Below are 23,457 nucleotides of genomic sequence, written 5' to 3' on the forward strand. Positions count from 1 at the left end.
TAACCAGCGGCGCCGTTCCACCGTGGCCATGGTCGCTACCGTCCGCACATGCCGTTTCTGGGCTGACTGAGATGGGAGAACTGCTCTCCACCGCCATCCCGAGCCTCACCAGCAGCCTGCCGCCTCCCTCCACCACGCCCTCCCAGCAGGACCTGGCCCTGATCGATCGCTGGTGGCGCGCCGCCAACTATCTGGCGGTGGGGATGATCTATCTGCAGGACAATCCGCTGCTGCAGCAGCCCCTCCAGCCCGAGCACATCAAGAACCGGCTGCTGGGCCACTGGGGGTCGAGCCCAGGCCAGGCCTTCATCTGGGCCCATGCCAACCGGCTGATCCGGGAGCGCGACCTGGACATGCTCTACCTCTCTGGGCCAGGCCACGGCGCCCCAGGCGTGCTGGCCCCCACCTACCTCGATGGCAGCTACAGCGAGGTGTACCCCGACATCTCCCGCGACAGCGAGGGGATGCGGCGCTTCTTCAAGCAGTTCTCCTTCCCGGGCCACATCGGCTCCCACTGCACCCCGGAAACCCCCGGCTCGATCCATGAGGGCGGCGAGCTGGGCTACGTGCTCTCGCACGCCTGCGGCGCGGTGTTCGATAACCCCGAGCTGATCGCCGTGGCCTGCGTGGGCGATGGCGAGGCCGAAACCGGCCCGCTGGCCACCAGCTGGCACATCAACAAATTCCTCAACCCGATTTCGGACGGGGCGGTGCTGCCGGTGCTGCACCTCAACGGCTACAAGATCGCCAACCCCACCCTGCTGGCCCGCATCCCGCGCGAGGAGCTGGTGAGCCTGCTGCGCGGTTACGGCTGGGAGCCGATCCTGGTGGAGGGCCATGAGCCCCACGCCATGCACGCCGCCATGGCCGCGGCCATGGACCAGGCCGTCGATGCGATCCAGCAGGTGCGCGCCACCTGCCGGGCCAGCGGCGAGGCCGTGCGCCCGGCCTGGCCGATGATCGTGCTGCGCTCCCCCAAGGGCTGGACCGGCCCCGCCGCCCTCGGCGACAAGAAGATCGAGAACTTCTGGAGGGCTCACCAGGTGCCCCTGGCCGCCCCCAAGACCGATCCCCAGCAGCTGGCCATGCTGGAGGCCTGGATGCGCAGCTACCGGCCTGAGGAGCTGTTCGACAGTGAAGGCCGCCTCTGGCCCGACCTCGAGGCTCTCGCGCCGGTGGGCCCCAGGCGGATGGGCTCCAGCCCCCATGCCAATGGCGGCCAGCTGCGCCGCAAGCTGCGCCTGGCGCCGGTGGAGGCCTATGCCGTGCCGGTGGAGCAGCCAGGAGCCACTGAGCACGAGAACACGGCGCCCCTGGGCTGCCTGCTGCGCGATTCCATTGCGCGCAACCCCGATTCGCTGCGGGTGTTCGGCCCGGATGAAACCGCCTCCAACCGCCTGCAGGCGATCTACGAGGTGAGCAAGAAGGTGTGGATGGAAGACCTCCTCCCCGAAGACCTCAACGGCAGCGAACTGGCCCGCGAGGGCCGCGTGGTGGAGATGCTCTCGGAGCACACCCTGGTGGGGATGATGGAGGGCTACCTGCTCACCGGCCGCTACGGCTTCTTCCACACCTACGAGGCCTTTGCCCATGTGATCGCCTCGATGTTCAACCAGCACGCCAAGTGGCTGGAGAGCTGCATCCACCACGCCACCTGGCGGGCCCCGATCGGCGCCTGGAACTGCCTGATCTCCTCCACGGTGTGGCGCCAGGATCACAACGGCTTCACCCACCAGGATCCGGGCTTCATCGATCTGGCCGGCAACAAGAGTGGCGAGGTGGTTCGCGTCTACCTGCCGGCCGATGCCAACTCCCTGCTGGCGGTGGCGGAAGAGGCCCTGGTGGAGCCCAACGTCTGCAACATCATCGTTTCCGACAAGCAGAAACACCTCCAGTACCTCAGCCTGGAGCAGGCCCGTGCCCACGTGGCCAAGGGCATCAGCATCTTCAGCTGGGCCAGCAACGATGACAGCGGCACTGAACCCGATGAGCCCGATGTGGTGATGGCCTGCGCCGGCGACATCCCCACCAAGGAAACCCTGGCGGCGGTGCAGATCCTTCGTCATGAGTGCCCCAGGTTGAAGATCAGGGTGCTCAATGTGGTGAAGCTGTTTGCTCTCACCGAACCCTCGGAACATCCCCATGGCCTCAGTGATCGGGATTTCGACAGCCTGTTCACCACGAACAAGCCGGTGATCTTCAACTTCCACGGCTATCCCTGGCTGATTCACCGGCTGGTCTACCGCCGCACCAACCACCCCAACTTCCACGTGCGTGGTTACAAGGAAAAAGGCAACATCAACACGCCTCTGGAGCTGGCGATGAACAACCAGATCGATCGCTTCAATCTCGTGATTGACGTGATTGATCGCGTTACCGGGCTCGGCTCAAGGGCCGCCCATGTGAAGGAACGGATGAAGAACGCCATCCTGGCCAATCGCGCCCATGCCCACACCCATGGCATGGATGCCCCCGAGATCACCAACTGGCGCTGGAGTACACCCGAGGCATGACCACCATCCAACCCAGGCCTCTGCGCCTGCCCACCCCGGGCTGTTACGCCGACTCCGACCGCAGCGGCTCCGGGCCGGAGGACCTGTTTGACGGCATGACCGGGCACCTGTTCTTCAGCCTCGGCAAGCTGGCCCCCACCGCCACCCGCCACGACCTCTACGTGGCCCTCAGCTACGCCGTGCGCGACCGGCTGATGACCCGCTACCTGGCCGGCCTCGAGGCCCTGCGGGCGGCTCCCACCCGGGTGGTGGCCTATCTCTCGGCCGAGTTCCTGATCGGGCCGCAGCTGGGCAACAACCTGCTGATGCTGGGCATCGAGGAGGCGGCGAGCCAGGCCCTGAAGCGCTTCGGAATCGACGATCTGCACCAGATCCTGGACGTGGAGGAGGAGCCGGGGCTGGGCAACGGCGGCCTGGGCCGCCTGGCCGCCTGCTTCCTCGAATCGCTCTCCTCGCTGGAGATCCCGGCCTCCGGCTACGGCATCCGCTACGAATTCGGCATCTTCGATCAGCTGATCCGCGATGGTTGGCAGGTGGAGGTCACCGACAAGTGGCTCAAGGCCGGCTGGCCCTGGGAGTTGCCCCAGCCCGATCAGGCCTGCTTCGTGGGCTTTGGTGGCCGCACCGAGACCTACCGCGACAGCAACGGCGTGCAGCGGTCGCGCTGGATTCCTGCCGAGCATGCCATCGGCATCCCCCACGATGTGCCGGTGCTGGGCTACCGGGTGAACACCTGCAACCGGCTGCGCCTGTGGCGCGCCGATGCCACCGAGAGCTTCGACTTCTACGCCTTCAACATCGGCGATTACTACGGCGCCGTGGAGGAGAAGGTGGGCAGCGAAACCCTCTCCAAGGTGCTCTATCCCAATGACGGCACCGACGAGGGCCGGCGTCTGCGCCTCAAGCAGCAGCACTTCTTTGTGAGCTGCTCCCTGCAGGACATGCTGCGCAGCCTGGAGGGCCGCGGTCTGCCGATCGAGGAGTTTCCCGATCACTGGGCGGTGCAGCTCAACGACACCCACCCCTCCATCGCGGTGGCCGAACTGATGCGGCTGCTGATCGATGAGAAGCAACTGCCCTGGGACACCGCCTGGGACATCACCAGCCGCTCGCTCTCCTACACCAACCACACCCTGCTGCCCGAGGCCCTCGAGAAGTGGGGCCTGGACCTGTTCGGCTCGCTGCTGCCCCGGCACCTGGAGCTGATCTTCGAGATCAACCGCCGTTTCCTGCAGCAGGTGCGCCTGCGCTACCCGGGCGATGAGGGCGTGCTCAGGCGGATGTCGATCATCGATGAGGACGGCGGCAAGGCCGTTCGGATGGCGAATCTGGCCACGGTGGCCTCCCATCACGTCAATGGCGTGGCGGCCCTGCACAGCCAGCTGGTCACCACCGACCTCTTTCCGGACTTCGCCACGTTCTGGCCTGAGAAGTTCACCAACGTCACCAACGGCGTCACCCCCCGGCGCTGGATGGCGCTCTCCAATCCACAGCTGAGCGATCTGCTCAACGAGGCGATCGGTGAAGGCTGGGTGCGCGATCTCAGCCAGCTGAAGCGGCTGGAGGGCTTTGTGGATGACAGCGCCTTCCTGGAGCGCTGGGATGCCACCAAGCTGGCCGTGAAGACCCAGCTCAGCCATTACATCCATCGCCATAACGGCGTGCTGGTCGACCCGGCTTCCCTGTTCGACGTGCAGGTGAAGCGGATCCATGAGTACAAGCGCCAGCATCTCAACGCGCTGCAGGTGGTCGCCCAGTACCTGCGCATCAAACACGGCGATGGTGACCATCTGCCGCCCCGCACGGTGATCTTCGGTGGCAAGGCCGCTCCCGGCTATTACATGGCCAAGCTGATCATCCGGTTCATCAACGGCATCGCCGAAACGATCAACTCGGACCCCGAGATGGAGGGCCGTCTGCGGGTGATCTTCCTGGCGGATTACAACGTGAAGCTGGGCGAGAGGGTCTACCCCGCCTCCGACCTCTCCGAGCAGATCTCCACCGCCGGCATGGAGGCCTCCGGCACCGGCAACATGAAGTTCGCCATGAATGGCGCCCTCACCATCGGCACCCTCGATGGGGCCAACGTGGAGATCCGGGAGCAAGTGGGAGAAGACAACTTCTTCCTGTTCGGCAAGACCACCTCAGAGATCGCCGCACTGCGCAGTGGCGGCTACCGCCCCTGGGAACTGATCGGCTCCATGCCGGAACTGGCCGAGGTGTTGCGCCTGGTGGAGCAGGGGCACTTCAGCAATGGCGACGGAGAGCTGTTCCGCCCGCTGCTGCAGAACCTCACCGGCCGGGATCCCTACTTCGTGCTGGCCGACTTCGACGACTACCTCGGTGCTCAGCAGAGCGTGGGTGAGGCCTGGGCCGACCGTTCCCGCTGGAACCGCATGGCCCTGCTCAACACCGCCCGCAGCGGCTTCTTCTCCTCCGACCGCTCGATTCAGGACTACGCGGACAAGATCTGGCAGGTGAAGCCCTACCCAGTGAAGATCACCTGCGAGACCGACGCGATGCCCGACTGATCCGGTCTTGCCCGATCAGCCCCGGTCGGGCAGATCGGGGGTCTGGTGCAGCAGGCGGTTGAGCCGCAGCCGATCGGCGTTGAGCGGATCGGGGGCCAGCTCTCCAGCCACCTCGCGGAACTTCTGCTCCACCTCATCCGGCATGCGCACATCGAAGATGCGCTCCATCAGCGCCTCGATCGAGAACAGGTGGGCGTTGATGTTCTCCAGGTCCGCCAGGGCCTGCTGGAAGGCATCCGGCTCCGGGGCCTGCTCAGGCGCCACGGCAGCCCCGCCGCTGTCTGAGGGGGGAGGGGTGGCGGCAGCCGGGGCCGCCTCCTCAGCGGCATCGGCCTGTTTCTGCAATTCATCCATCACCCGGCCCGCCAGCGTCCGGAAGGACTGCAGGGCAGCCCAGTTGAGCTCCTGCTGCTGGCGCAGGGTGGGGTTTTCGCGGATCAATCGGTCATGTTCCCGATAGAACCGCTGGCAATCAGGGCACTGGCAGGGCTCTTCGGGCACCGCGCTCCCCAGGGAAGTCAATGCCCATCATGGCACCGAGGGCCAGGGTCAGCCGCTTTGAGGGTTCAGGCGGCCAGGCCGTCTCCCTGGCTGCAGTCGCCGGCTCCAGCGTCGTCGTCACTGTCGTCGCAGGCTGAGGGGATCGGGATCTCAATGGTGCTCACCACCTGAATCACATCTCTCAGCCGCATCGAATCGGCAAACCAGCCCATGGCCTGCTCGGTATCGCCGCGTTGCTCGGCGTCCCCGGCCTGCTCCTCGTGGGCCTGGGCCAGCAGCGCCAGCCAGCAGAGGCAGCGGGCCTGCATCACCGAGAGATCCAGTTCGTCGAGATGCCCGTCGGCGATGCGCTCACTTTCCTGCTGCACCAACAGGCGCAGGCGCAGATCATGCAGTTGCGTCATGGAGGTCCCGACGTTGGCCCCACGCTAGCGGCAGTGGTGGAAATCAACAGGCCACCATAGGTAGCGTCAGCTACGACAAGTCCCATTCGCGGCCGTTGCTTGACATCTGGGGACGCTCTGCACAGGGTTGAAGTTGACAGCCCCGATCCCCCTCCTCAGAGTGCCGATGACCGATCCGATCAAGGCTCTGGTGGGGCCGCAGATGCTGGGCCTGGTGGGCAATCTGCTCGGTGCCCTCGGCATCCTGTTGCTGGGCTACGTGGTGGCCGCCCTGCTGGCCCGGGGTGTGCGGCGATTGCTGCGCCGCACGGGGCTCGACCGTCGCATCAGCGGTGCCGTGGGCGCTGGCAGCTCCGGCTCGATGCCCCAGCTCGACCGACTGCTCTCCGGGGTGGTGTTCTGGGTGGTGATGGTGCTGTCGATCGTGGCGGCCCTGAACGTGCTGCAGCTCACCACCGTTTCGGAGCCGCTCAACCAGTTCCTCAATCAGATCTTTGCCTTCCTGCCCCAGCTGGGCGCGGCCGCCGTGCTGGCGGCGGTGGGCTGGCTGCTGGCCTCCCTGGCCCGCGCTGCCCTGCGGCGCGTGACCCAGGGCCTCAGCCCCTCCCCCGAGCCGGAGAGTGGGCCTCTGGCTGCTGCCGCTGCAGCCCCGGAGGCCGCTGCTGATGCCGCCCCCGACACCATGGCGGCCGAGGCCGCTCAGCCGGTTGCCCTGGTCGGCCAGGTGGGTCACACCCTGGCCGAGGTTGTGTACTGGCTGGTGCTGCTGTTCTTCCTGCCGCTGATCCTCAACGCCCTCAACCTGGGCTCCCAGGTCACCCCCGTGGTGAACCTGTTCGACAGCTTCCTGGGTGCCCTGCCCCAGATCGCCAAGGCCGCCGCGATTGCGGCCGTGGGCTGGTTCCTGGCCCGCACGGTGCGCCTGCTGGTGGCCAACCTGCTCGCCTCCAGCGGCATCGACCAGGTGGGTGCCGGCTTCGGCCTTGATCCCAAGCAGGGAGGCCGCAAGCTCTCCTGGCTGGTGGGCACCGTGGTGTATGTGCTGATCCTGATTCCCACTGCCACCGCCGCCCTCGACGCCCTGGCCATCCCGGCGATCTCCACGCCGGCCACGGCGATGCTGAACAGCATCCTCTCGGCCCTGCCCCTGATCTTCACCGCTGCACTGGTGCTGGCCCTGGGCGTGGTGGCGGGCCGCTTCATCGGCCAGCTGGTGAGTCGGCTGCTGGCCGGGGTGGGTTTCGACCGCCTCTACACCTGGATGGGGCTGGAGGGGCTCAACCGCGACGGCGACAACCCCATCGGCCGGCGTCCCTCTGAGCTGCTGGGAGTGGTGGCCCAGGTGGGCGTTGTGCTGTTCGCGGCCGTGGCCGCCACCGATGTGCTCAACCTGCCAGGCCTGGCCTTGGTTGTGGAGGGTCTGCTGCTGCTGTTCGGCCAGATTCTCTCGGGCCTGGTGGTGTTCGCCGTGGGCCTCTACCTGGCTCAGTTGGCCCACCACCTGGTGAGCGGCTCCAGCGGGCACCAGGCCCCTCTGCTGGGCCAGATCTCCCGGGTGGCGATCATCGGCTTCAGCGGCGCCATGGCTCTGCAGCAGATCGGCGTTGCTCCAAACATCGTGGGCCTGGCCTTTGGCCTGGTGCTCGGGTCGCTGGCCGTGGCTGCCGCCGTGGCCTTCGGCCTCGGTGGTCGCGAGGTGGCGGCCGAGCAGCTGCGCGAGTGGGTGGGCAGCCTCAAGCGCCGCTGAGGCCACTGCCAAGGGCGGTGCTCGAGGCTTCACCGCGTGGGCCATACGGGGCTGGCGGGACTCGAACCCACGACCTACGGTTTAGGAAACCGTCGCTCTATCCGGCTGAGCTACAGCCCCCTGCGACGCCATTATGCGACCGCCACCCCACCGGGTCCGCAGCCCTGGCCGCCGGACCGAAAGGCATCATGGGGGGTGAAAGCAGGCGAGGTGATCGCGATCGGGGGGCAGCGGTCTTCGGGCCGCCGGTCCGCCCGGTTGAGGAAAGTCCGGGCTCCCCAATGGCCAGGCTTGCTGGGTAACGCCCAGTGCGGGTGACCGCGAGGAGAGTGCCACAGAAAAACACCGCCGATGGCCGGGGCTTGTCCCCGTGCACAGGCAAGGGTGCAAAGGTGCGGTAAGAGCGCACCAGCAGCATCGAGAGGTGCTGGCTCGGTAAACCCCGGCTGGGAGCAAGGCCCAGGGACAACGGTTGGCCATGACACCCGTCCCGCCACAAGTGCGCCGCTCGAGGCCGTCGGAGACGGCGGTCCCAGACAGATGATCGCCCCGGAGCGAGGGTTCGCCCGGCTCCGGAACAGAACCCGGCTTACGCCCTGCTTTCACCCCTTCGGCTGGCCTGCGCCGCCCCGCCCCATCCCGTTGCCGTGACCCCCGACCGCCGCCGCCAACTGGTGACCTTTCTGGCCGCCCTTGGCCTCGATCCAGATGGCCCCGGCGGCCCCGGATCGACGGCGGAGGCCCTGGCCCCGGTGGATGAGGCCCTCACCCACACCTCCGCCCGCCTGCCCCGCAACCACGAGCAGCTGGAGTTCCTCGGCGACGCCGTGCTGAGGCTGGCGGCCTCCGAATACCTGCGTCAGCACCACCACGGCCTCAGCGTGGGCCGCCACGCGGCCCTGCGCAGCCAGCTGGTGAGTGACCGCTGGCTGGCGGAACTGGGCCAGGAGTGTGGCGTGGCCAGCGTGGCCCTGATCGGTCCGATGGCCCAGGGCGACCGCGCCGGCGAGGCCACCGTGCGGGCGGAGCTGTGCGAGGCCCTGATCGGTGGCCTGTATCAGGCCTGGGGCTCCCTGCAGCCGGTGCACCGCTGGCTCACCCCCCACTGGCAGCGCAGCAGCGCGGCCCTGCTGGCCGATCCCGACCGGCACAACTGGAAGTCGGCGCTGCAGGAGTGGACCCAGGGCCAGGGCCTGGGGCTGCCGCGCTACAGCTGCCGTGAAGCCAGCCCGGCCCACGGCGATCCCCGGCGGTTTCACTGCCGCGTGAGCTTTGAGGCGAGCGGGCCGGAACCGGCCGAGGGCTGGGGTGGGTCGCGCCGGGCCGCCGAGCAGGACGCGGCGCGGCTGGCCCTCGCCCGCCTCAGAGCTGCTCGAGGGTGAGCAGGGGCACCGTGACCAGCTTGTCCCAGTTGCCGCCCTCGAACAGCACGGCGGCCCGGTTGCCGCTGATCCGCTGCACGAAGCCCTTGTAGCCGTTGTAGATCGAGCGCCCGTCACGCACCACCACGGTGCTGCCCGGCAGGATCGGAAGGTCAGTCATGGTGGAAAACCGGCGTGGGGCCATTATCGGCTGTAAGCGCCAGCGATGACTGCGATCGACGAGCCCCAGCGATGACGGAAACCGAAGAACTGCTGGTGGTGGGCCGCTTGGTGGCGGCCCAGGGGCTGAAGGGGGAGGTGCGGGTGCTGCCCATGAGCGACTTCCCCGAGCGCTTCACCCGGCCCGGCCGCCGCTGGCTGCAGCGGCGCGGCCAGGTGGCCCGCCCCCTGGAGCTGCTCTCTGGAAGGCCCCTGCCAGGTAAGGAGCTGTTCGTGCTGCGCCTGGCCGGGGTCGACAGCCGCGAGGCGGCCGAGGCCGTGGTGGGCGAAGAGCTGCTGGTGCCCGCCAGCGACCGTCCCAGGTTGGCCCCCGGCGAGTTCTACCTGCTGGATCTGGTGGGCCTCGAGGTGCGCCTGCTCGAGGGCGGCGTTGAGGGCGTTGCTGAGAGCGGCAACGGGGCGGGTGTGGTGCTGGGCACGGTCACCAACCTGATCCACGCGGGCAACGACCTGCTGGAAGTGGCCCGCAGCGACGGTCGCCGGCTGCTGATCCCGTTCGTGCAGGCGATCGTGCCGGAGGTGAGGCTGGCGGAGGGCTGGATCGGCATCACCCCTCCTCCAGGTCTGCTTGACCTCTGAAACCTGGCGGGCTGGCCTTGAATGGCGGCACGGCACGACAGCGATGAGCAGCACTCCCAACCTGGTTCCCGTGATCCTCTGCGGGGGCACCGGCACCCGTCTCTGGCCCCTCTCGCGGGCCAGCTACCCGAAGCAGTACTGGGCCCTGGGCGGCAGTGGGGAGGAAACCCTGCTGCAGCAGACCCACCAGCGGCTCGCGGGCCTGCCGGGGCTGGCGCCGCCGCTGCTGATCTGCAACGAAGACCACCGCTTCATCGTGGCTGAGCAGATGCGGCAGATCGAGGTGGAGCCCGGTGGCATCCTGCTGGAGCCGATCGGCCGCAACACCGCCCCCGCCGTGGCGGTGGCCGCCCTGCACGCCACGGCTCGCGGCGACGATCCCCTGCTGCTGGTGCTGGCAGCCGACCACGTGGTGCGCGACACCGCCGCCTTCCGCCGCACGGTGGAGGCCGGCCTGGGGGCCGCCATGGCGGGCCAGCTGGTGACCTTCGGCATCGTGCCCACGGCGCCTGAAACCGGCTACGGCTACATCGAGGCCGCCGCGCCCCTGCCCACCGCTGGTGCCGCTGACCCCCAGCCGGTGCCGATCGCCCGCTTCGTGGAAAAACCTGACGCCGCCACGGCGGAGCGCTTCCTGGCCTCCGGGCGCTTCACCTGGAACAGCGGCATGTTCCTGTTCCGCGCCAGCGCTGTTCTGGCGGAACTGGAGCGCCTGGCCCCCGAGGTGGTGAGCGCCTGCCGCGCCGCCCTGGAGCACGACTCCGCCGACCTCGATTTCCTGCGGCTGGAACGGGAGGCCTTTGCCGGCTGCCCGGGGGTGGCCATCGACGTGGCGGTGATGGAGAAGACGGAGCTGGGCTGTGTGCTGCCCCTCCAGGCCGGCTGGAGTGATGTGGGCAGCTGGAGTGCCCTGTGGGAAACCGCCGACCAGGACGGCGCCGGCAACGTGCTGCGGGGCCGGGTGATCAGCGAGGCCAGCCGCAACTGCTACCTGCGCAGCGAGCACCGGCTGGTGGTGGGCCTGGGGGTGGAAGACCTGGTGGTGGTCGAGACCGACGACGTGGTGCTGGTGGCCCACCGCGACAAGGCCCAGGACGTCAAGACCGTGGTGGGACTCCTGGAGCGGGCCGGCGCCCCCGAGAGCAAGGCGCACCGCAAGATCTACCGCCCCTGGGGCTCCTACGACGGCGTGGTGGAGGGCGAGCGCTGGCAGGTGAAGAAGATCATGGTCAATCCCGGCGCCAGCCTCTCGCTGCAGATGCACCACCACCGGGCCGAGCACTGGGTGGTGGTGAAGGGCACCGCGGTGGTGGAGAAGGACGGCCAGCAGGAGCTGGTGGGCGAGAACCAGAGCACCTACATCCCGCTGGGGTCCCGGCACCGGCTCAGCAACCCGGGCAAGATCCCCGTGGAGCTGATCGAGGTGCAGAGCGGCGCCTATCTCGGCGAAGACGACATCGTGCGCTTCGAAGATCGCTACGGGCGCAGCGATGCCGTGCTGAAGGGCGCCTGATCCCTCAGGAGCAGCTGATCCCTCACTCCACCGTGACGCTCTTGGCCAGGTTGCGGGGCTGATCCACATCCAGGCCCCGATGGGCAGCGATGTGATAACTCAGCAGCTGCATCGGGATCACGGTGAGCAGGGGGCTGAGCAGCTCCGACACCTCGGGGAGCGGCAGCAGCACATCGAACAGGTCGGTGTCGGGCCCCTGGGGCGCCACCCCGATCAACTGGGCATCGCGGGCCTTGGCCTCCTGGGCATTGCTGAGCACCTTCTCGAACACCGGGCCCGGCATCGCGATCGACACCACCGGCACCCGCGAATCGAGCAGGGCGATCGGGCCATGCTTCATCTCTCCGGCCGGGTAGCCCTCGGCATGGATGTAGCTGATCTCCTTGAGCTTGAGGGCACCCTCCAGGGCGATCGGGAAGTTGATGCCCCTGCCCAGGAAGATCACGTCCTGGGTGTCGGCAAACAGATGGGCCAGGGCCTCGCAGCGCTGGTCGTGGTCGTCCACAAGCTGGCGCAGCAGCAGCGGCAGCTGGCGCAGCTGGCCCACCAGCTGGCGCAACTGCTCGGGCTCCCCCACCCCCGGGGCGCCCCCCTGGCGCTCGGCGAAGGCCAGAGCCAGGCCGTAGAAGGCCAGCAGCTGGCCCAGGAAGGTCTTGGTGGCGGCCACGCCCACCTCGATGCCGGCGCCGATGTCGAGCAGGTGGGGCACCATGCGGGCCAGGGAACTCTCCGGCCGGTTGGTGATCCCCAGCAGCCGGGCCGCGTAGGCCGGATCGGCCACCTGCTGGCGGCGGTCGCGCTCCATGGCCAGGGCCGCGAGGGTGTCGGCGGTCTCCCCCGACTGGGTCACCCCGATCGTGAGGGTGTGGCGGCTGAGCGGCGGCGGCGCGTAGCGGAACTCGCTGGCATAGAACACGCTGGTGGGGATACCGGCCAGCTGCTCCAGCAGGTAGGCGCCCACCTGGGCCGCGTGGCGGCTGGTGCCGCAGGCCAGGATCTGGATCCGCTCCACCCCCTCGTAGAGACCCTCGTCGAGGGCCAGGGCCACGAGCCGCGCTCCCCCCTCGGGGGGTAGATGGCGTGCCACCCAGAGGGCGGCGGTTTCGGGCTGCTCATGGATCTCCTTGAGCATGAAGTGGCGGAAGCTGCGCTTGTCCGCCACGTGCTGGGTGCCGCTCAGCAGGCTGGGAGCCCGCTGCACCCGCTGGCCCTCGGCGTTGTACAGCTCGATGCCGAGCGGGGTGAGCAGGGCCACCTCGCCGTCTTCCATCGGCAGGATGGTGCGGGTGAAGCCCGCCAGGGCGGGGGTGTCGCTGGCGCAGAGGAATTCCCCCTCGCCAAGGCCGATCAGCAGAGGGGCGGCGCGGCGGGCCACCACCAGGCGCCGGGCACCCGGCCCCACACCACCGCGAGGGCGTAGGCCCCGGCCAGCAGCGGCAGCACCTCCTGCACCGCCTGCAGCAACAGCGCCGGCCCCGCCTCAGTGCCCTCTCCCAGCAGCTGGTCGAGCCGCCGCGCCAGCAGGTGGGGAATCACCTCGGTGTCGGTGTCGGAGCGGAACACCACCCCCTCCTGCTGCAGGCCCTCGCGCAGGCTGCGGTGGTTCTCGATGATGCCGTTCTGCACCACCGCCAGCTCACCGCGGCCATCGAGATGGGGGTGGGCGTTGCGTTCCTCGGGCTTGCCGTGGGTGGCCCAGCGGGTGTGGCCGATGCCGCAGTGGCCCGGCGCGCCGTGCTGCTCAAAGCGACCCGTGAGGTTCACCAACTTGCCCTCCGCCCGCAGGCAGTGGAGCTGCCCCTCGGGGCCTTCGCCGCGGAGCTCCACGGTGGCGATGCCGGCGGAGTCGTAGCCGCGGTATTCCAGCTGGCGCAGCCCTTCCAGCAGCTGGGGAGCCGCCTCCCGGGAACCGATCAGGGCAACGATGCCGCACATAGGCCAGGGATCACAAAAAAAGCCCGGCGCGGGCCGGGCATGAGCTTATGGGAGCTGCAGGGAAGGCCCAGGCCGGCTGGGCGGCCGCTGAGAACTCAGTAGGCGAGGCCCATGGAGCGGGTGGTCTCGTCGCCCAGATAGACGCGGATCGAGAGGAAGTCGGTGGGGCAGGCGGTTTCGCAGCGCTTGCAGCCCACGCAATCTTCGGTGCGGGGGGAGGAGGCGATCTGGGAGGCCTTGCAGCCGTCCCAGGGCACCATCTCGAGAACGTCGAGGGGGCAGGCACGGACGCACTGGGTGCAGCCGATGCAGGTGTCGTAGATCTTGACGGCGTGGGACATCTGGACTCCGGTGTGCTGAGACTCGGCGTGTGGCAAAGGTACCGAAGCTGTTCGGGTCCGATCGCCCCCGACGCCGCGGCCGTCATCCTTGTTCATAAGTCGCCCCTCACTGGCGCCTGAGCGGCCCCTGAGGAGCCCCAGGCGGGACGACCCGTAGAGTGCCTCGACCAACAAAGCGGCCATGTCCCAGGAAGCGATCTTCGAGAAAGTGCGCTCCATCGTTGCTGAACAGCTCAGCGTCGACGCCGCAGAAGTGAAGTCTGAGTCCAACTTCCAGAACGATCTCGGGGCCGACTCCCTCGACACCGTTGAGCTGGTGATGGCGCTGGAGGAGGCCTTCGACATCGAGATTCCCGATGAGGCGGCTGAGGGCATCGCCACCGTGGGGGATGCCGTCACCTACATCCAGGACAAGCAGGCCTGAACCGCTCCATGGTCCAGGGTCTCCAGCGGGTCGTCATCACCGGCCTCGGCGCGGTCACACCGATCGGCAATGACGTCTCCAGCTACTGGGATGGCTTGAGCAGCGGCCGCAACGGCGTGGCGGGGATCACCCTGTTCGACGCCAGCCGCCATGCCTGTCGCTTCGCCGCTGAGGTGAAGCAGTTCGACCCCAGCGGCTGGCTCGAGCCGAAGGAGTCGAAGCGCTGGGACCGCTTCTGCCAGTTCGCGGTGGTGGCGGCCAAGCAGGCCGTGGCCGATGCCGGCCTCACGATCGACGCCAGCAACGACGAGCGGGTGGGAACGGCGATCGGCTCCGGCGTGGGCGGATTACTGATGATGGAGAGCCAGGCCCACGTGCTGGCCGATCGCGGCCCCGACCGGGTGAGCCCGTTCTGCGTGCCGATGATGATCCCGAACATGGCCACCGGGCTCACGGCGATCGCCCTCGGTGCCAAGGGGCCCAGCTCCGCCGTGGCCACGGCCTGTGCGGCGGGCTCCAACGCCATCGGCGATGCCTACCGCCTGATCCAGCTGGGCCTGGCCGACGCCATGGTGTGCGGTGGCGCCGAGTCGGCGATCACGCCCCTGGGCCTGGCGGGCTTCGCCAGTGCCAAGGCCCTCTCCTTCCGCAACGACGATCCGGCCACGGCGAGTCGCCCCTTTGATGCCGAGCGCAACGGCTTCGTGATCGGCGAGGGCGCCGGCGTGCTGGTGCTCGAGAGCCTGGACCATGCCGAGGCCCGTGGCGCCACCATCCTGGGCGAGGTGGTGGGCTACGGCATGAGCTGCGATGCCCACCACATCACCTCACCTGCCCCCGGCGGCCGCGGGGGGGCCCAGGCGATGCGGCTCGCCCTGCGGGACGCCCAGCTGGAGCCGGAGGCGGTGGACTATGTGAATGCCCATGGCACCAGCACCCAGGCCAACGACAGCAATGAGACCGCCGCCATCAGGAGTGCCCTGGGCGAGCGGGCCGGCCAGATTCCGGTGAGCTCCACCAAGTCGATGACCGGCCATCTGCTGGGCGGCAGCGGCGGCATCGAGGCCGTTGCCGCCGTGCTCGCCATGAAGCATGGCCTGGTGCCGCCTACGATCAATTACCTCAATCCGGATCCGGCCTGTGATCTGGATGTCGTGCCCAACCAGGCCCGTGAACGGAAACTCAACGTGGTGCTCTCCAACTCCTTCGGATTCGGTGGCCACAACGTCTGCCTGGCCTTCCGGCGTCTGAGCTGATGGTCCGTTAGCCCCACCGCCCGGCATCGCCTGTTGCGTCGAGCCTGATCACCCTTACCCCCTAGCTCCCTCCCGATGGTCGCCACCCCCACCACCTCCACCGCCTCCGCCAGCCAGCTGGAAACGCTCTGCATCAACAGCATCCGCTTCCTGGCTGTCGACGCCATCAACAAGTCGAACTCCGGTCACCCCGGCCTGCCCATGGGCTGCGCTCCCATGGCCTATGCCCTGTGGGACCAGACCCTCAAGCACAACCCCAAGAACCCCAAGTGGTTCAACCGCGACCGCTTCGTGCTCTCCGCCGGCCACGGCTGCATGCTGCTCTATGCGCTGCTGCACCTCACCGGCTACGACTCGGTGGGCCTGGACGACCTCAAGCAGTTTCGCCAGTGGGGTTCCAAGACCCCGGGCCACCCAGAAACCTTCGAGACCGCCGGCGTCGAGGTGACCACCGGCCCCCTCGGCCAGGGGATCGCCAACGCCGTGGGCCTGGCCATGGCCGAGGCCCATCTGGCGGCCAAGTTCAATCGCCCCGGCTGCGACCTGATCGATCACCACACCTACGTGATCATGGGCGACGGCTGCCACCAGGAGGGCGTGAGCAGTGAAGCCGCCTCCCTGGCCGGCCACCTGGGCCTGGGCAAGCTGATCGCCCTCTACGACGACAACCACATCACCATCGACGGCAACACCCAGGTGTCGTTCACGGAGGATGTGCTCAAGCGCTACGAGGCCTACGGCTGGCACACCATCCACGTGGCTGACGGCAACACGGACGTGGCCGGCATTGCCCGGGCCATCGCCGAGGCCAAGGCCGTCACCGACAAGCCCTCGCTGATCAAGGTGACCACCACGATCGGCTACGGCTCCCCCAACAAGGCCAACACCGCCGGGGTGCACGGCGCCGCCCTGGGCGCCGATGAGGCCGAGCTCACCCGCAACAATCTGGGCTGGACCTACGGCGCCTTTGAGGTGCCCCAGGAGTCCTATGACCACTGGCGCCAGGCGATCAGCCGCGGTGCCGCCGCCGAGGCCGCCTGGAACGAAACCCTGGCCACCTACCGCAGCACCTACCCCGCCGAGGCCGCCCAGTTCGAGCGCCAGCTGCGGGGCGAGTTGCCCCAGGGCTGGGATGCCGCCCTGCCCAGCTACACCCCGGAGGACAAGGGCCTGGCCACCCGGATGCACTCCTTCAACTGCCTCAACGCCATCGGCCCCAACCTGCCCGAGCTGATCGGCGGCTCGGCCGACCTCACCCACTCCAACCTCACGGACATCAAGGGTGAGGCCAGCTTCCAGAAGGGCGGCGAAGCCAACCGCTACCTCCACTTCGGTGTGCGCGAGCACGCCATGGCCTCGATCCTCAACGGCCTCGCTTACCACGGCAGTGGCCTGATCCCCTACGGCGGCACCTTTGCGGTGTTCGCCGGCTATGCCCTCGGCGCCATCCGCCTCTCGGCGCTGAGCGAGCTGGGTGTGATCTACGTGCTCACCCACGACTCGATCGGTCTCGGCGAAGACGGCCCCACCCACCAGCCGGTCGAAACCCTCGCCACCCTGCGCTCCCTGCCCAACCTGCTGGTGATCCGCCCCGGCGACGGCAACGAGACCAGCGGTGCCTACCAGGTGGCGATCGCCAACCGCAAGCGCCCCACCGCTCTGATCCTCAGCCGCCAGGGCATGGCCAACCAGCCCGGCTCCACCGCGGCTGCCGTGGCCAAGGGTGGCTACATCCTCGAGGACAGCGACGGCACCCCGGACCTGATCCTGATCGGCACCGGCACCGAGCTCGACCTCTGCGTCAAGGCGGCGGCCCAGCTGCGGGCCGATGGCCAGAGCGTGCGGGTGGTGTCGATGCCCTGCGTGGAGCTGTTCGAGGAGCAGGATGCCGCCTACCGCGAAGGCGTGCTGCCGGCGGCGGTGCGCAAGCGCCTGGTGGTGGAGGCCTCCAGCTCCTTCGGCTGGCACAAGTACACCGGCTTCGAGGGTGGCAGCGTGTCGATCGACCGCTTCGGCGCCTCGGCCCCGGGTCCGGTGTGCATGGAGCAGTTCGGCTTCACGGTGGACAACGTGGTGGCCAAGGCCAAGGCCCTCGGCTGAAGCCAGCAGACTGGGGGCCTCAAGCCCCAGTCCCTTGGCGCCCTCCCTGCCCTGGTTTCCCCCTCGTGACCGGCCAATGGCCCCGCTGGCGATGTCCCTCGCCATCGGGGCCTTGGCGATGGCGGGTCTGCCTCGCTGCGTCGCCCAGCCGGGCGATGGCCAGGCCGGCGGCGCAGCGGCGCTGCTGAGCCCGGATCCGGCCCGGCTTCCCGTGGAGGCTGTGGCGCTGGAGCCTGTGGTGGAGGGGTTGAACCGCCCCTGGGGTGTGGCCTGGCTTCCCAATGGCGACCTGCTGATCACCGAGCGCCCCGGCCGGCTCCGGGTCGTGCGCGCCGGTGTGCTGGATCCAGAGCCGGTGCCAGGCGTGGCGCCCGTGGCCGATGTGGCCGCCAACCAGCTGTTCGCCTCAAGCCAGGGGGGCCTGCTCGACATCGCCCTGCACCCCCGCTTTGCGCAGAACCGCTGGGTGTATTTCAGCTACGCCCATGGCAGCCAGGAGGCCAACGGCACCCGTGTGGCCCGGGCCCGCTTCGATGGCCGGGCCCTGAGCGATTGGCAGGTGATCTTCACGGTGAACCGTGACAAGAGCGGCGGCCAGCACTTCGGCTCGCGGCTGCTGTGGCTGCCAGATGACACGCTGCTGGTGTCGATCGGCGATGGCGGCAACCCGCCCGTGAGCTCGATGGCGCCTGGATCCGGCTCCAGGCCCAGAACCCGGCCAGCCACCTGGGCAAGCTGATCCGCATCCAGGACGACGGCTCCATCCCCCCCGACAACCCCTTCGTGGGCCAGGCGGGGACTGACCCGGCCGTGTGGAGCCTGGGCCACCGCAACATCCAGGGCCTGGCCTACGACCCGGTGCACCGGCGGGTGTGGGCCACGGAGCACGGCTCCCGGGGCGGCGACGAACTCAACCTGATCAGGCCCGGCGCCAACCACGGCTGGCCGGTGGTGGCCCACAGCCTCGAATACAGCAGCGGCGACTCCGTGGCGCCTACCAGCAGCGCGCCGGGATTCGTGGACCCCAGCCGGGTGTGGATGGACACGATCGCCCCCTCCGGACTGGCGCTGCTCCCGGGCGAGGCGGTGCCGCCATGGCGCGGGAACCTGTTCGCCGGTGGTCTGGTGGCCGGCGGGGTGCGGCGCCTGCAGCTCGATGCCGACGGTGCCGTGATCGCCGAATCCGTGATTCCGATCGGCGCCCGGGTGCGGGATGTGCGCCAGGGGCCCGATGGAGCGCTCTATGTGCTCACCGATGAGGAGCAGGGCCGCCTGCTGCGGGTGCGGCCCACGGGGCTCTGAAGCTCAGAGCTCGATGCGGCCTCTGAGAATCCCCCACCACAGGCACCAGTCGCCCCGGAAGCTGAACAGGGGATAGCGGAAGCTGGCGGGGCGGTTGCGCTCGAAGAGGCCGTGTCCCGCCCAGGCGAGCAGGTAGCCCTGCAGCGGGGCCAGCAGCAGCAGCCACCAGCGCTCAGAGGAATGGACTAATGGGGGTCACGTCAGACCAGTTTTCATGTCGCCGGCGGACCAAAAGCGGATGTCGCTTGAGAAGGGCCTCCATCGCCAAGGGGCCATCCATCCGGCGAGCCAGATTTCAGCCGACCGCGCGGCGACTGAACCGTTCGCTCCAGATAGAACGATGCCGGCAAGCTGCTGTATTACTGATGGTGGGGCTGTCACCTGGCGAGCTGAGGTTCAGCGCTGGGGGCAGAAAGTCCTGCTCCAGCAAGCTCAACCACTTCACTCTTCGTACCCAAAAGGCACCTGAGCACATCCGTGAGGCCCGGAGCGGCACCATCTGGATCGCAGACTGTACTCTCGACATCACGGCACTACTGGCAAGGCAATACGCCAACCCAACCCGAACCCGTGCTGAAACATTGAATCAGCCCTCTCTAGAGCCAGGCTGCTGGTGATAGAACCAAACTGCTCGGCCACGGTGCTGCAGCAGCGGCTCTCCTGCAGGGAGACTCCGCGGCTTCAGCATTCTGCTGCGCCGTAAACCTCTTCCTGATTTTGGTGGGATTGGCCATCGATGGACAGTCTGAGGTCATGGCGTGACCCTTACCGGCTTGTCCTTGGAAGCAACCCCCACTGCTTGTCATGGCTGATTTTGAGGGGCTCAGACAAATGCGCCTTAGTGTGAAGGCGCTCGTCGTGCGTTACACATCTTGCTGGAATTCAATTGTCAATAGCCAAAGAGAGCAACCCATGCACCACAGACTTGTAGGCGCGGTAGCACTTACCTGCAGTGATTGAGCTCTTGACCGAGACACTCAAGCACGGCCTGGGGAATAAATGGGATGTCAAGGGGCTTGAATAGACTACTCTCAAGGTAGCTCAAGTCTTTGTCTCGGATTTTTGAGTACTCAATAGTGATCAGATTTTTGCGATCACGTGACAACACTGAAGCGTAGAACTCATGGATCTGATTGACGAGCTCTGAGTTCAACCTCTTTTTCCACCAGGAACTTTTACAGATTTCAGCAGGCTCTCTTTGCAGGAGCACAAAAACAACTCCTGGGAAGAGTATGTCAAGAAAATCGAGATAGTCATTCAGTTCAGGTATTGGAATCTCGAAGAATCTGATCTCCTTGAAGCCTAGAACAAAGACTCCCTGAGAGTTATGGTTACCAAGTAAAAAGTCAGTCGCGACCTCTCGCATCCGCTCAAGGTAGTTTCGGGGATTGAAAAACTCATAACCAAACCACGGCTTTGTGGAGTTAAGCCCTCTCGGCCTTGGACCTGGAGCCGTCAAGGCCAGATAGGATTTAAACTGCCAATAAAAGAAGTTATTGTTTTCGCCTCGCACTAGAGTATAAGGTGCTGCATTAAGAATAGACTGAAGGATTGTACTGCCGCTTCTGCCGACAGCAATGATAACAACATAAGGATGGGCGTACATCTCGGGAAGAAAGAAGAGACTGGGAGCGGATTTAACCCAACAAAGCATGATGTTTGAGCGTGCACAGCAGGAGCAGTGGCCCTGCGAAGTAGCTCAGCGTGATTGCTTCACCATAAAAACCAATAATCGAATCTATCACATAGTCTTTCAATCCAGCATCTTACTGCCTGAGCGAGGTTTTATTGTCGCTCTGCTCACCCTCTGTTCCAAGTCGTGAGATTTCTTGGAGAGAGCACCGTGGATAGCGCCGCCTCCACAGCCTTGACAACAGGCCTTCCTGGCACTTATTGTCTTGTTTTATCAACATTTATTTAATCGATGCAGGCACTTAGTTTCACAAATTGTGGCCTGCCCAAGCGCGAAGTGTACGACTTTTCAACATATCAGAAACTTTCACCTTCCTCCCAACAGGAAGCCCTCGATCTCTTTGACGGAGATACATTTGTCTACGACATAATAACCGGATGTGATCTCAAGACATTTATTATTCTATCTCCAAGGCTGTCAGAGCGTCATAGCAAGTATTTACAGGAGCGCATTGCTGAGCAGGGCTTTACAGTTAGCCTTCTGCTGCCAAAGATCAAGTCACATATTGTCGTCTGCAGAAATCCCACCTCCAAACAGTTCATTGAGTTAGGTTGCAGAAGTTTTCCACTTGATGAGCCCAACAGCCTTGTCAGCCATTTAGCCTGTAAGCGACCGAGCAAGATTTCCTATACTCTTCAAAAAGATGAACACCTTGATCACATCAACGACTGGGTGGCCTTTCAGCTTCGTGAGTATTTAGCTGATCTTGTCATTCTTTTCGACAACAATAGTAACGCTTGTTATGACTTTGGGGCACTCTCAAGCTCCCTTCTAAGCCTTGGAGACTCTGTATTCCTTAAGCATGTTCCCTTCAAGTATGGACCTGCTGGCACAACCACTGATGGTCAACTGCTTAAAGCCTACAAAGATCTACTCTTACAGGCGAGCATGTTTGAATATGTGAAGTCCTGTATCATGCTGGCTGGGCTTCAAGAAGCATTACTATTAAATACTGACATAGACGAGTTAATTTTCTGCAGAGGCGACACTACGCCATTTACGCTTTTACCAGGAGACAAACTTGGTCTCCTGTTCAGCGGTTATTGGTGCTATCCACCCGTCTCCTTCTCCGAGGAAGGAATTGCGACGTATGAAGACCATGTTTTCATTAATCCAGTCAATCGCATCAGCGGGGACAGAAAATGGCTGCTCAGAGTCAATGAAGCTACATTTCCCTGCTGGCAGAGCGCCCACTTGATCTCAAGACTACCTGACAATGGCAATCCTGAATCGGTGATTGGCGAGCCTGATGCCACAGCATTTTTCTTGCATCATTATGCCGTTACAAATAGATGGCGCGGCACCCGTAGTGTCTCCGACAAGCAGGAAGGCGTACTGGTTTCAGCGAGAGAGTTTGATGTAATAAACAAGATGATAAGCACTTATGTGCCATCGTTGACCTGAGCTGGAAGCCCGACACACCTGCGCAGGGATCGGTAGCATTTATACCAAACCTTCGCAACTAGGGCTTCAGCATCAACGAGAAGCGGGTATAGAGCGGCTTTCGCTAGGGACTCCCTGAAGCTGCTAACAGCCAACAATCTACATCACGCGTGGGTGAGCGACTTCCAGTTCAACCAAACGATGGATCGGCATAAATCAAGGTCCCTGATCTTTATCAATGGCGAAAGATGGGCCTACTTGGCTATTCAAGCCGACATAAGGCCAATGAGGCAGGCGTGGTCGATGCCTTTCGTAAACTTCAGGCAACATCCAGCCTCCACCGACCTTCCGGGTGGACAACAGCCCCGAGTTCATTGTGCATACACTCCAGGGATGCTATAAGGACAACAGATCGAGCACAGCATGCATCCCGCCAAGTTCTTCCCATGAGCTTTCATATGAACTGGACTGCTAATGAAGTCATGTCACTGCTACGTAAAATTCCTGGCTGAATGACTGTGGCGTATGGTCCAGGACGAGGGGGCTTCCTGAGTGTCTACATCAACAACTGGCACACGGCACTCAGCCTACTCCACTTCCCCCTAGAGGCATTGCCAGGTAAGCCCCCTCAGCACACCGGGAAGCAAGACTCCCCCATGATATCCATACTAAATCAGAACCTTTTCCCCACCCAGGTGGAACAACGACGATGGCGAAGGGTGTGCAGTACATGGCATCCAACGCAAACCTCAAAAGAACTAATGAACCCTGCTAGCGAGTCCATCCTAGAAATCGACTATCTTGTCTTTAGTTCTCATAAATCAGGCACGCAAACAGTCGTCAACACTCTAAGAGGCTCCTCAAAGCGGGGACTTCACCTCCATTCCCTAGAGAACATAGGACTTCGCGTAAATCAAGGCGACCTTGTTACATGCTTAAAACACTATTCCCATGTTAGAAGGAGAAGAATCACGATTCTCTCTACATTTCGCGAGCCTCTCGATCGCCATATTTCTTCCTTCTTTCAATGGCATGGGATAGGCGTTCTTCATAATGGCCTCGTACGGCATCCTGAGGACACAGTTATCGCCCGCATGAATACAGAAGAGCTAGCTGAATTGTTTCTATCTCAGCTGCGAGCCCGAAAGTTCGTTGGCTACAGAGATTCTCTGCATCAAATCTGCAGCGAGATGAGTCTTCCTATCTCCGCCATAAACTTCTCACCCAGGCTTGGTTTTGGCATCCTGAAAACTGAGTTAATGCAATTGGTAACCTTTCGTTTCGACCAATTGTTCTGCACATATCCACGCCTTATCGAAGAGGCTCTTGCCATAACCCTGAAGCCTGTTCTGGCCAACTTAAGCGACAATCACTGGTACCACGAAAAATACAGAGACTTCAAAAGAACCGTTAAGCTCCCAGAATCACTGATTGCGCAGATCTACGAAGACAAACGGGACTTGGTCAACATATTCTATCCAGGCCTCTATGACAGCTTGGTACATGCAGCACAGGCAAAGTATGGATATTGATCAGCCCTATCTTTGGGCTCCATGAACAGTCTGGCCCAATAAGACTAGATGATCCTGTCAGCATGGGATTCGGTCCACGGGAGTAGATTTTTCCCCATACCC

The 23,457-nt window shown here is 64.9% G+C and carries 16 protein-coding genes, 1 tRNA gene, 1 other RNA gene and 3 pseudogenes; 13 read left to right on the top strand and 8 right to left on the bottom strand.

The window, feature by feature from the left end; translation table 11 throughout:
• Nucleotides 1–71 precede the first annotated feature (71 nt).
• Nucleotides 72–2,513, top strand: a complete 2,442-nt coding sequence (locus tag IQ220_RS01900) for a phosphoketolase (RefSeq protein WP_193913068.1) — start codon at nucleotides 72–74, stop codon at nucleotides 2,511–2,513.
• Nucleotides 2,510–5,044, top strand: a complete 2,535-nt coding sequence (locus IQ220_RS01905; protein ID WP_193913070.1) for a glycogen/starch/alpha-glucan phosphorylase — start codon at nucleotides 2,510–2,512, stop codon at nucleotides 5,042–5,044. Before IQ220_RS01900 ends, IQ220_RS01905 begins: the two co-directional genes overlap by 4 nt.
• Nucleotides 5,045–5,059: 15 nt before the next feature.
• Here the strand turns inward: IQ220_RS01905 and IQ220_RS01910 are convergent, their stop codons facing one another.
• Both IQ220_RS01910 and IQ220_RS01915 read right to left on the bottom strand, forming a co-directional pair.
• Nucleotides 5,060–5,545: a hypothetical protein gene (locus tag IQ220_RS01910; protein WP_186698255.1), complete on the bottom strand. Its 486-nt coding sequence runs from the start codon at nucleotides 5,543–5,545 to the stop codon at nucleotides 5,060–5,062.
• Nucleotides 5,546–5,610: 65 nt separating this feature from the next.
• A complete protein-coding gene (locus tag IQ220_RS01915) occupies nucleotides 5,611–5,949 on the bottom strand; it encodes a hypothetical protein (RefSeq protein WP_193913072.1) in 339 nt (112 codons plus the stop codon).
• Between the two features lie 166 nt (nucleotides 5,950–6,115).
• Here IQ220_RS01915 and IQ220_RS01920 point away from each other — a divergent pair, with 166 nt between their 5' ends.
• The gene (locus tag IQ220_RS01920; protein ID WP_193913074.1) at nucleotides 6,116–7,696 is read left to right on the top strand and encodes a mechanosensitive ion channel; all 1,581 of its coding nucleotides are present in this window, start codon (nucleotides 6,116–6,118) and stop codon (nucleotides 7,694–7,696) included.
• A 46-nt stretch (nucleotides 7,697–7,742) separates the two neighbouring features.
• Here IQ220_RS01920 and IQ220_RS01925 read toward each other — a convergent pair.
• Nucleotides 7,743–7,816: transfer RNA gene (locus tag IQ220_RS01925), tRNA-Arg, on the bottom strand.
• A 77-nt stretch (nucleotides 7,817–7,893) separates the two neighbouring features.
• Between IQ220_RS01925 and rnpB the strand changes: the two genes are divergently transcribed.
• An RNA gene (gene rnpB, locus IQ220_RS01930) (RNase P RNA component class A) lies at nucleotides 7,894–8,304 on the top strand.
• A 39-nt stretch (nucleotides 8,305–8,343) separates the two neighbouring features.
• The gene (locus IQ220_RS01935; protein ID WP_193913076.1) at nucleotides 8,344–9,078 is read left to right on the top strand and encodes a ribonuclease III domain-containing protein; all 735 of its coding nucleotides are present in this window, start codon (nucleotides 8,344–8,346) and stop codon (nucleotides 9,076–9,078) included.
• On the opposite strand, the gene IQ220_RS01940 is transcribed toward IQ220_RS01935, so the two are convergent.
• Nucleotides 9,059–9,238: an NAD(P)H dehydrogenase subunit NdhS gene (locus tag IQ220_RS01940; protein WP_186698263.1), complete on the bottom strand. Its 180-nt coding sequence runs from the start codon at nucleotides 9,236–9,238 to the stop codon at nucleotides 9,059–9,061. The two genes, IQ220_RS01935 and IQ220_RS01940, sit on opposite strands and share 20 nt — an antisense overlap.
• Before the next feature lie 71 nt (nucleotides 9,239–9,309).
• On the opposite strand from IQ220_RS01940, the gene rimM reads away from it, so the two are divergent.
• Nucleotides 9,310–9,876 (top strand): ribosome maturation factor RimM, encoded by a 567-nt coding sequence (rimM, locus tag IQ220_RS01945; RefSeq protein ID WP_193913078.1) that lies wholly within the window; start codon nucleotides 9,310–9,312, stop codon nucleotides 9,874–9,876.
• Between the two features lie 43 nt (nucleotides 9,877–9,919).
• On the top strand, nucleotides 9,920–11,389 hold the full coding sequence (locus tag IQ220_RS01950; RefSeq protein ID WP_193913080.1) for a mannose-1-phosphate guanylyltransferase/mannose-6-phosphate isomerase: 1,470 nt from the start codon (nucleotides 9,920–9,922) through the stop codon (nucleotides 11,387–11,389).
• Nucleotides 11,390–11,411: 22 nt separating this feature from the next.
• Here IQ220_RS01950 and glmS read toward each other — a convergent pair.
• A pseudogene (gene glmS / locus IQ220_RS01955) lies at nucleotides 11,412–13,324 on the bottom strand (glutamine--fructose-6-phosphate transaminase (isomerizing)).
• Between the two features lie 95 nt (nucleotides 13,325–13,419).
• A complete protein-coding gene (psaC, locus tag IQ220_RS01960; RefSeq protein ID WP_011295528.1) occupies nucleotides 13,420–13,665 on the bottom strand; it encodes a photosystem I iron-sulfur center protein PsaC in 246 nt (81 codons plus the stop codon).
• 181 nt (nucleotides 13,666–13,846) lie between these two features.
• On the opposite strand from psaC, the gene acpP reads away from it, so the two are divergent.
• From acpP to IQ220_RS01980, 4 genes and pseudogenes are all read left to right on the top strand, one after another.
• The gene (gene acpP / locus IQ220_RS01965) at nucleotides 13,847–14,089 is read left to right on the top strand and encodes an acyl carrier protein (RefSeq protein WP_193815346.1); all 243 of its coding nucleotides are present in this window, start codon (nucleotides 13,847–13,849) and stop codon (nucleotides 14,087–14,089) included.
• A gap of 8 nt (nucleotides 14,090–14,097) precedes the next feature.
• Complete coding sequence (gene fabF / locus IQ220_RS01970) at nucleotides 14,098–15,345, top strand: beta-ketoacyl-ACP synthase II (RefSeq protein ID WP_186698272.1); 1,248 nt, start codon at nucleotides 14,098–14,100, stop codon at nucleotides 15,343–15,345.
• Nucleotides 15,346–15,420: 75 nt separating this feature from the next.
• Complete coding sequence (tkt, locus tag IQ220_RS01975; protein ID WP_193913082.1) at nucleotides 15,421–17,445, top strand: transketolase; 2,025 nt, start codon at nucleotides 15,421–15,423, stop codon at nucleotides 17,443–17,445.
• Nucleotides 17,446–17,521: 76 nt separating this feature from the next.
• Nucleotides 17,522–18,747: pseudogene (locus tag IQ220_RS01980) on the top strand (PQQ-dependent sugar dehydrogenase).
• Between the two features lie 3 nt (nucleotides 18,748–18,750).
• On the opposite strand, the pseudogene IQ220_RS16325 reads toward IQ220_RS01980, so the two are convergent.
• Both IQ220_RS16325 and IQ220_RS01990 read right to left on the bottom strand, forming a co-directional pair.
• Nucleotides 18,751–18,915: pseudogene (locus IQ220_RS16325) on the bottom strand (Mpo1-like protein); the annotation flags it as partial.
• A 775-nt stretch (nucleotides 18,916–19,690) separates the two neighbouring features.
• Nucleotides 19,691–20,353, bottom strand: a complete 663-nt coding sequence (locus tag IQ220_RS01990) for a sulfotransferase (RefSeq protein WP_193913084.1) — start codon at nucleotides 20,351–20,353, stop codon at nucleotides 19,691–19,693.
• Between the two features lie 318 nt (nucleotides 20,354–20,671).
• Here IQ220_RS01990 and IQ220_RS01995 point away from each other — a divergent pair, with 318 nt between their 5' ends.
• Both IQ220_RS01995 and IQ220_RS02000 read left to right on the top strand, forming a co-directional pair.
• On the top strand, nucleotides 20,672–21,844 hold the full coding sequence (locus IQ220_RS01995) for a hypothetical protein (RefSeq protein ID WP_193913086.1): 1,173 nt from the start codon (nucleotides 20,672–20,674) through the stop codon (nucleotides 21,842–21,844).
• A gap of 1,169 nt (nucleotides 21,845–23,013) precedes the next feature.
• Nucleotides 23,014–23,355 (top strand): hypothetical protein, encoded by a 342-nt coding sequence (locus tag IQ220_RS02000; RefSeq protein WP_193913088.1) that lies wholly within the window; start codon nucleotides 23,014–23,016, stop codon nucleotides 23,353–23,355.
• The last annotated feature ends 102 nt before the right edge of the window (nucleotides 23,356–23,457 follow it).

It is taken from the genome of Cyanobium sp. LEGE 06113, assembly GCF_015207615.1.

Excerpts from the sequence above, each read along its gene's own strand:
- IQ220_RS01940 (WP_186698263.1), bottom strand. The coding sequence starts at position 9,238 with ATGACTGACCTTCCGATCCTGCCGGGCAGCACCGTGGTGGTGCGTGAC.
- fabF (WP_186698272.1), top strand. The coding sequence starts at position 14,098 with ATGGTCCAGGGTCTCCAGCGGGTCGTCATCACCGGCCTCGGCGCGGTC.
- IQ220_RS02000 (WP_193913088.1), top strand. The coding sequence starts at position 23,014 with ATGAGTCTTCCTATCTCCGCCATAAACTTCTCACCCAGGCTTGGTTTT.
- psaC (WP_011295528.1), bottom strand. The coding sequence starts at position 13,665 with ATGTCCCACGCCGTCAAGATCTACGACACCTGCATCGGCTGCACCCAG.
- IQ220_RS01950 (WP_193913080.1), top strand. The coding sequence starts at position 9,920 with ATGAGCAGCACTCCCAACCTGGTTCCCGTGATCCTCTGCGGGGGCACC.
- IQ220_RS01900 (WP_193913068.1), top strand. The coding sequence starts at position 72 with ATGGGAGAACTGCTCTCCACCGCCATCCCGAGCCTCACCAGCAGCCTG.
- IQ220_RS01990 (WP_193913084.1), bottom strand. The coding sequence starts at position 20,353 with ATGTACGCCCATCCTTATGTTGTTATCATTGCTGTCGGCAGAAGCGGC.
- acpP (WP_193815346.1), top strand. The coding sequence starts at position 13,847 with ATGTCCCAGGAAGCGATCTTCGAGAAAGTGCGCTCCATCGTTGCTGAA.
- rimM (WP_193913078.1), top strand. The coding sequence starts at position 9,310 with ATGACGGAAACCGAAGAACTGCTGGTGGTGGGCCGCTTGGTGGCGGCC.
- IQ220_RS01920 (WP_193913074.1), top strand. The coding sequence starts at position 6,116 with ATGACCGATCCGATCAAGGCTCTGGTGGGGCCGCAGATGCTGGGCCTG.
- IQ220_RS01905 (WP_193913070.1), top strand. The coding sequence starts at position 2,510 with ATGACCACCATCCAACCCAGGCCTCTGCGCCTGCCCACCCCGGGCTGT.
- tkt (WP_193913082.1), top strand. The coding sequence starts at position 15,421 with ATGGTCGCCACCCCCACCACCTCCACCGCCTCCGCCAGCCAGCTGGAA.
- IQ220_RS01915 (WP_193913072.1), bottom strand. The coding sequence starts at position 5,949 with ATGACGCAACTGCATGATCTGCGCCTGCGCCTGTTGGTGCAGCAGGAA.
- IQ220_RS01995 (WP_193913086.1), top strand. The coding sequence starts at position 20,672 with ATGCAGGCACTTAGTTTCACAAATTGTGGCCTGCCCAAGCGCGAAGTG.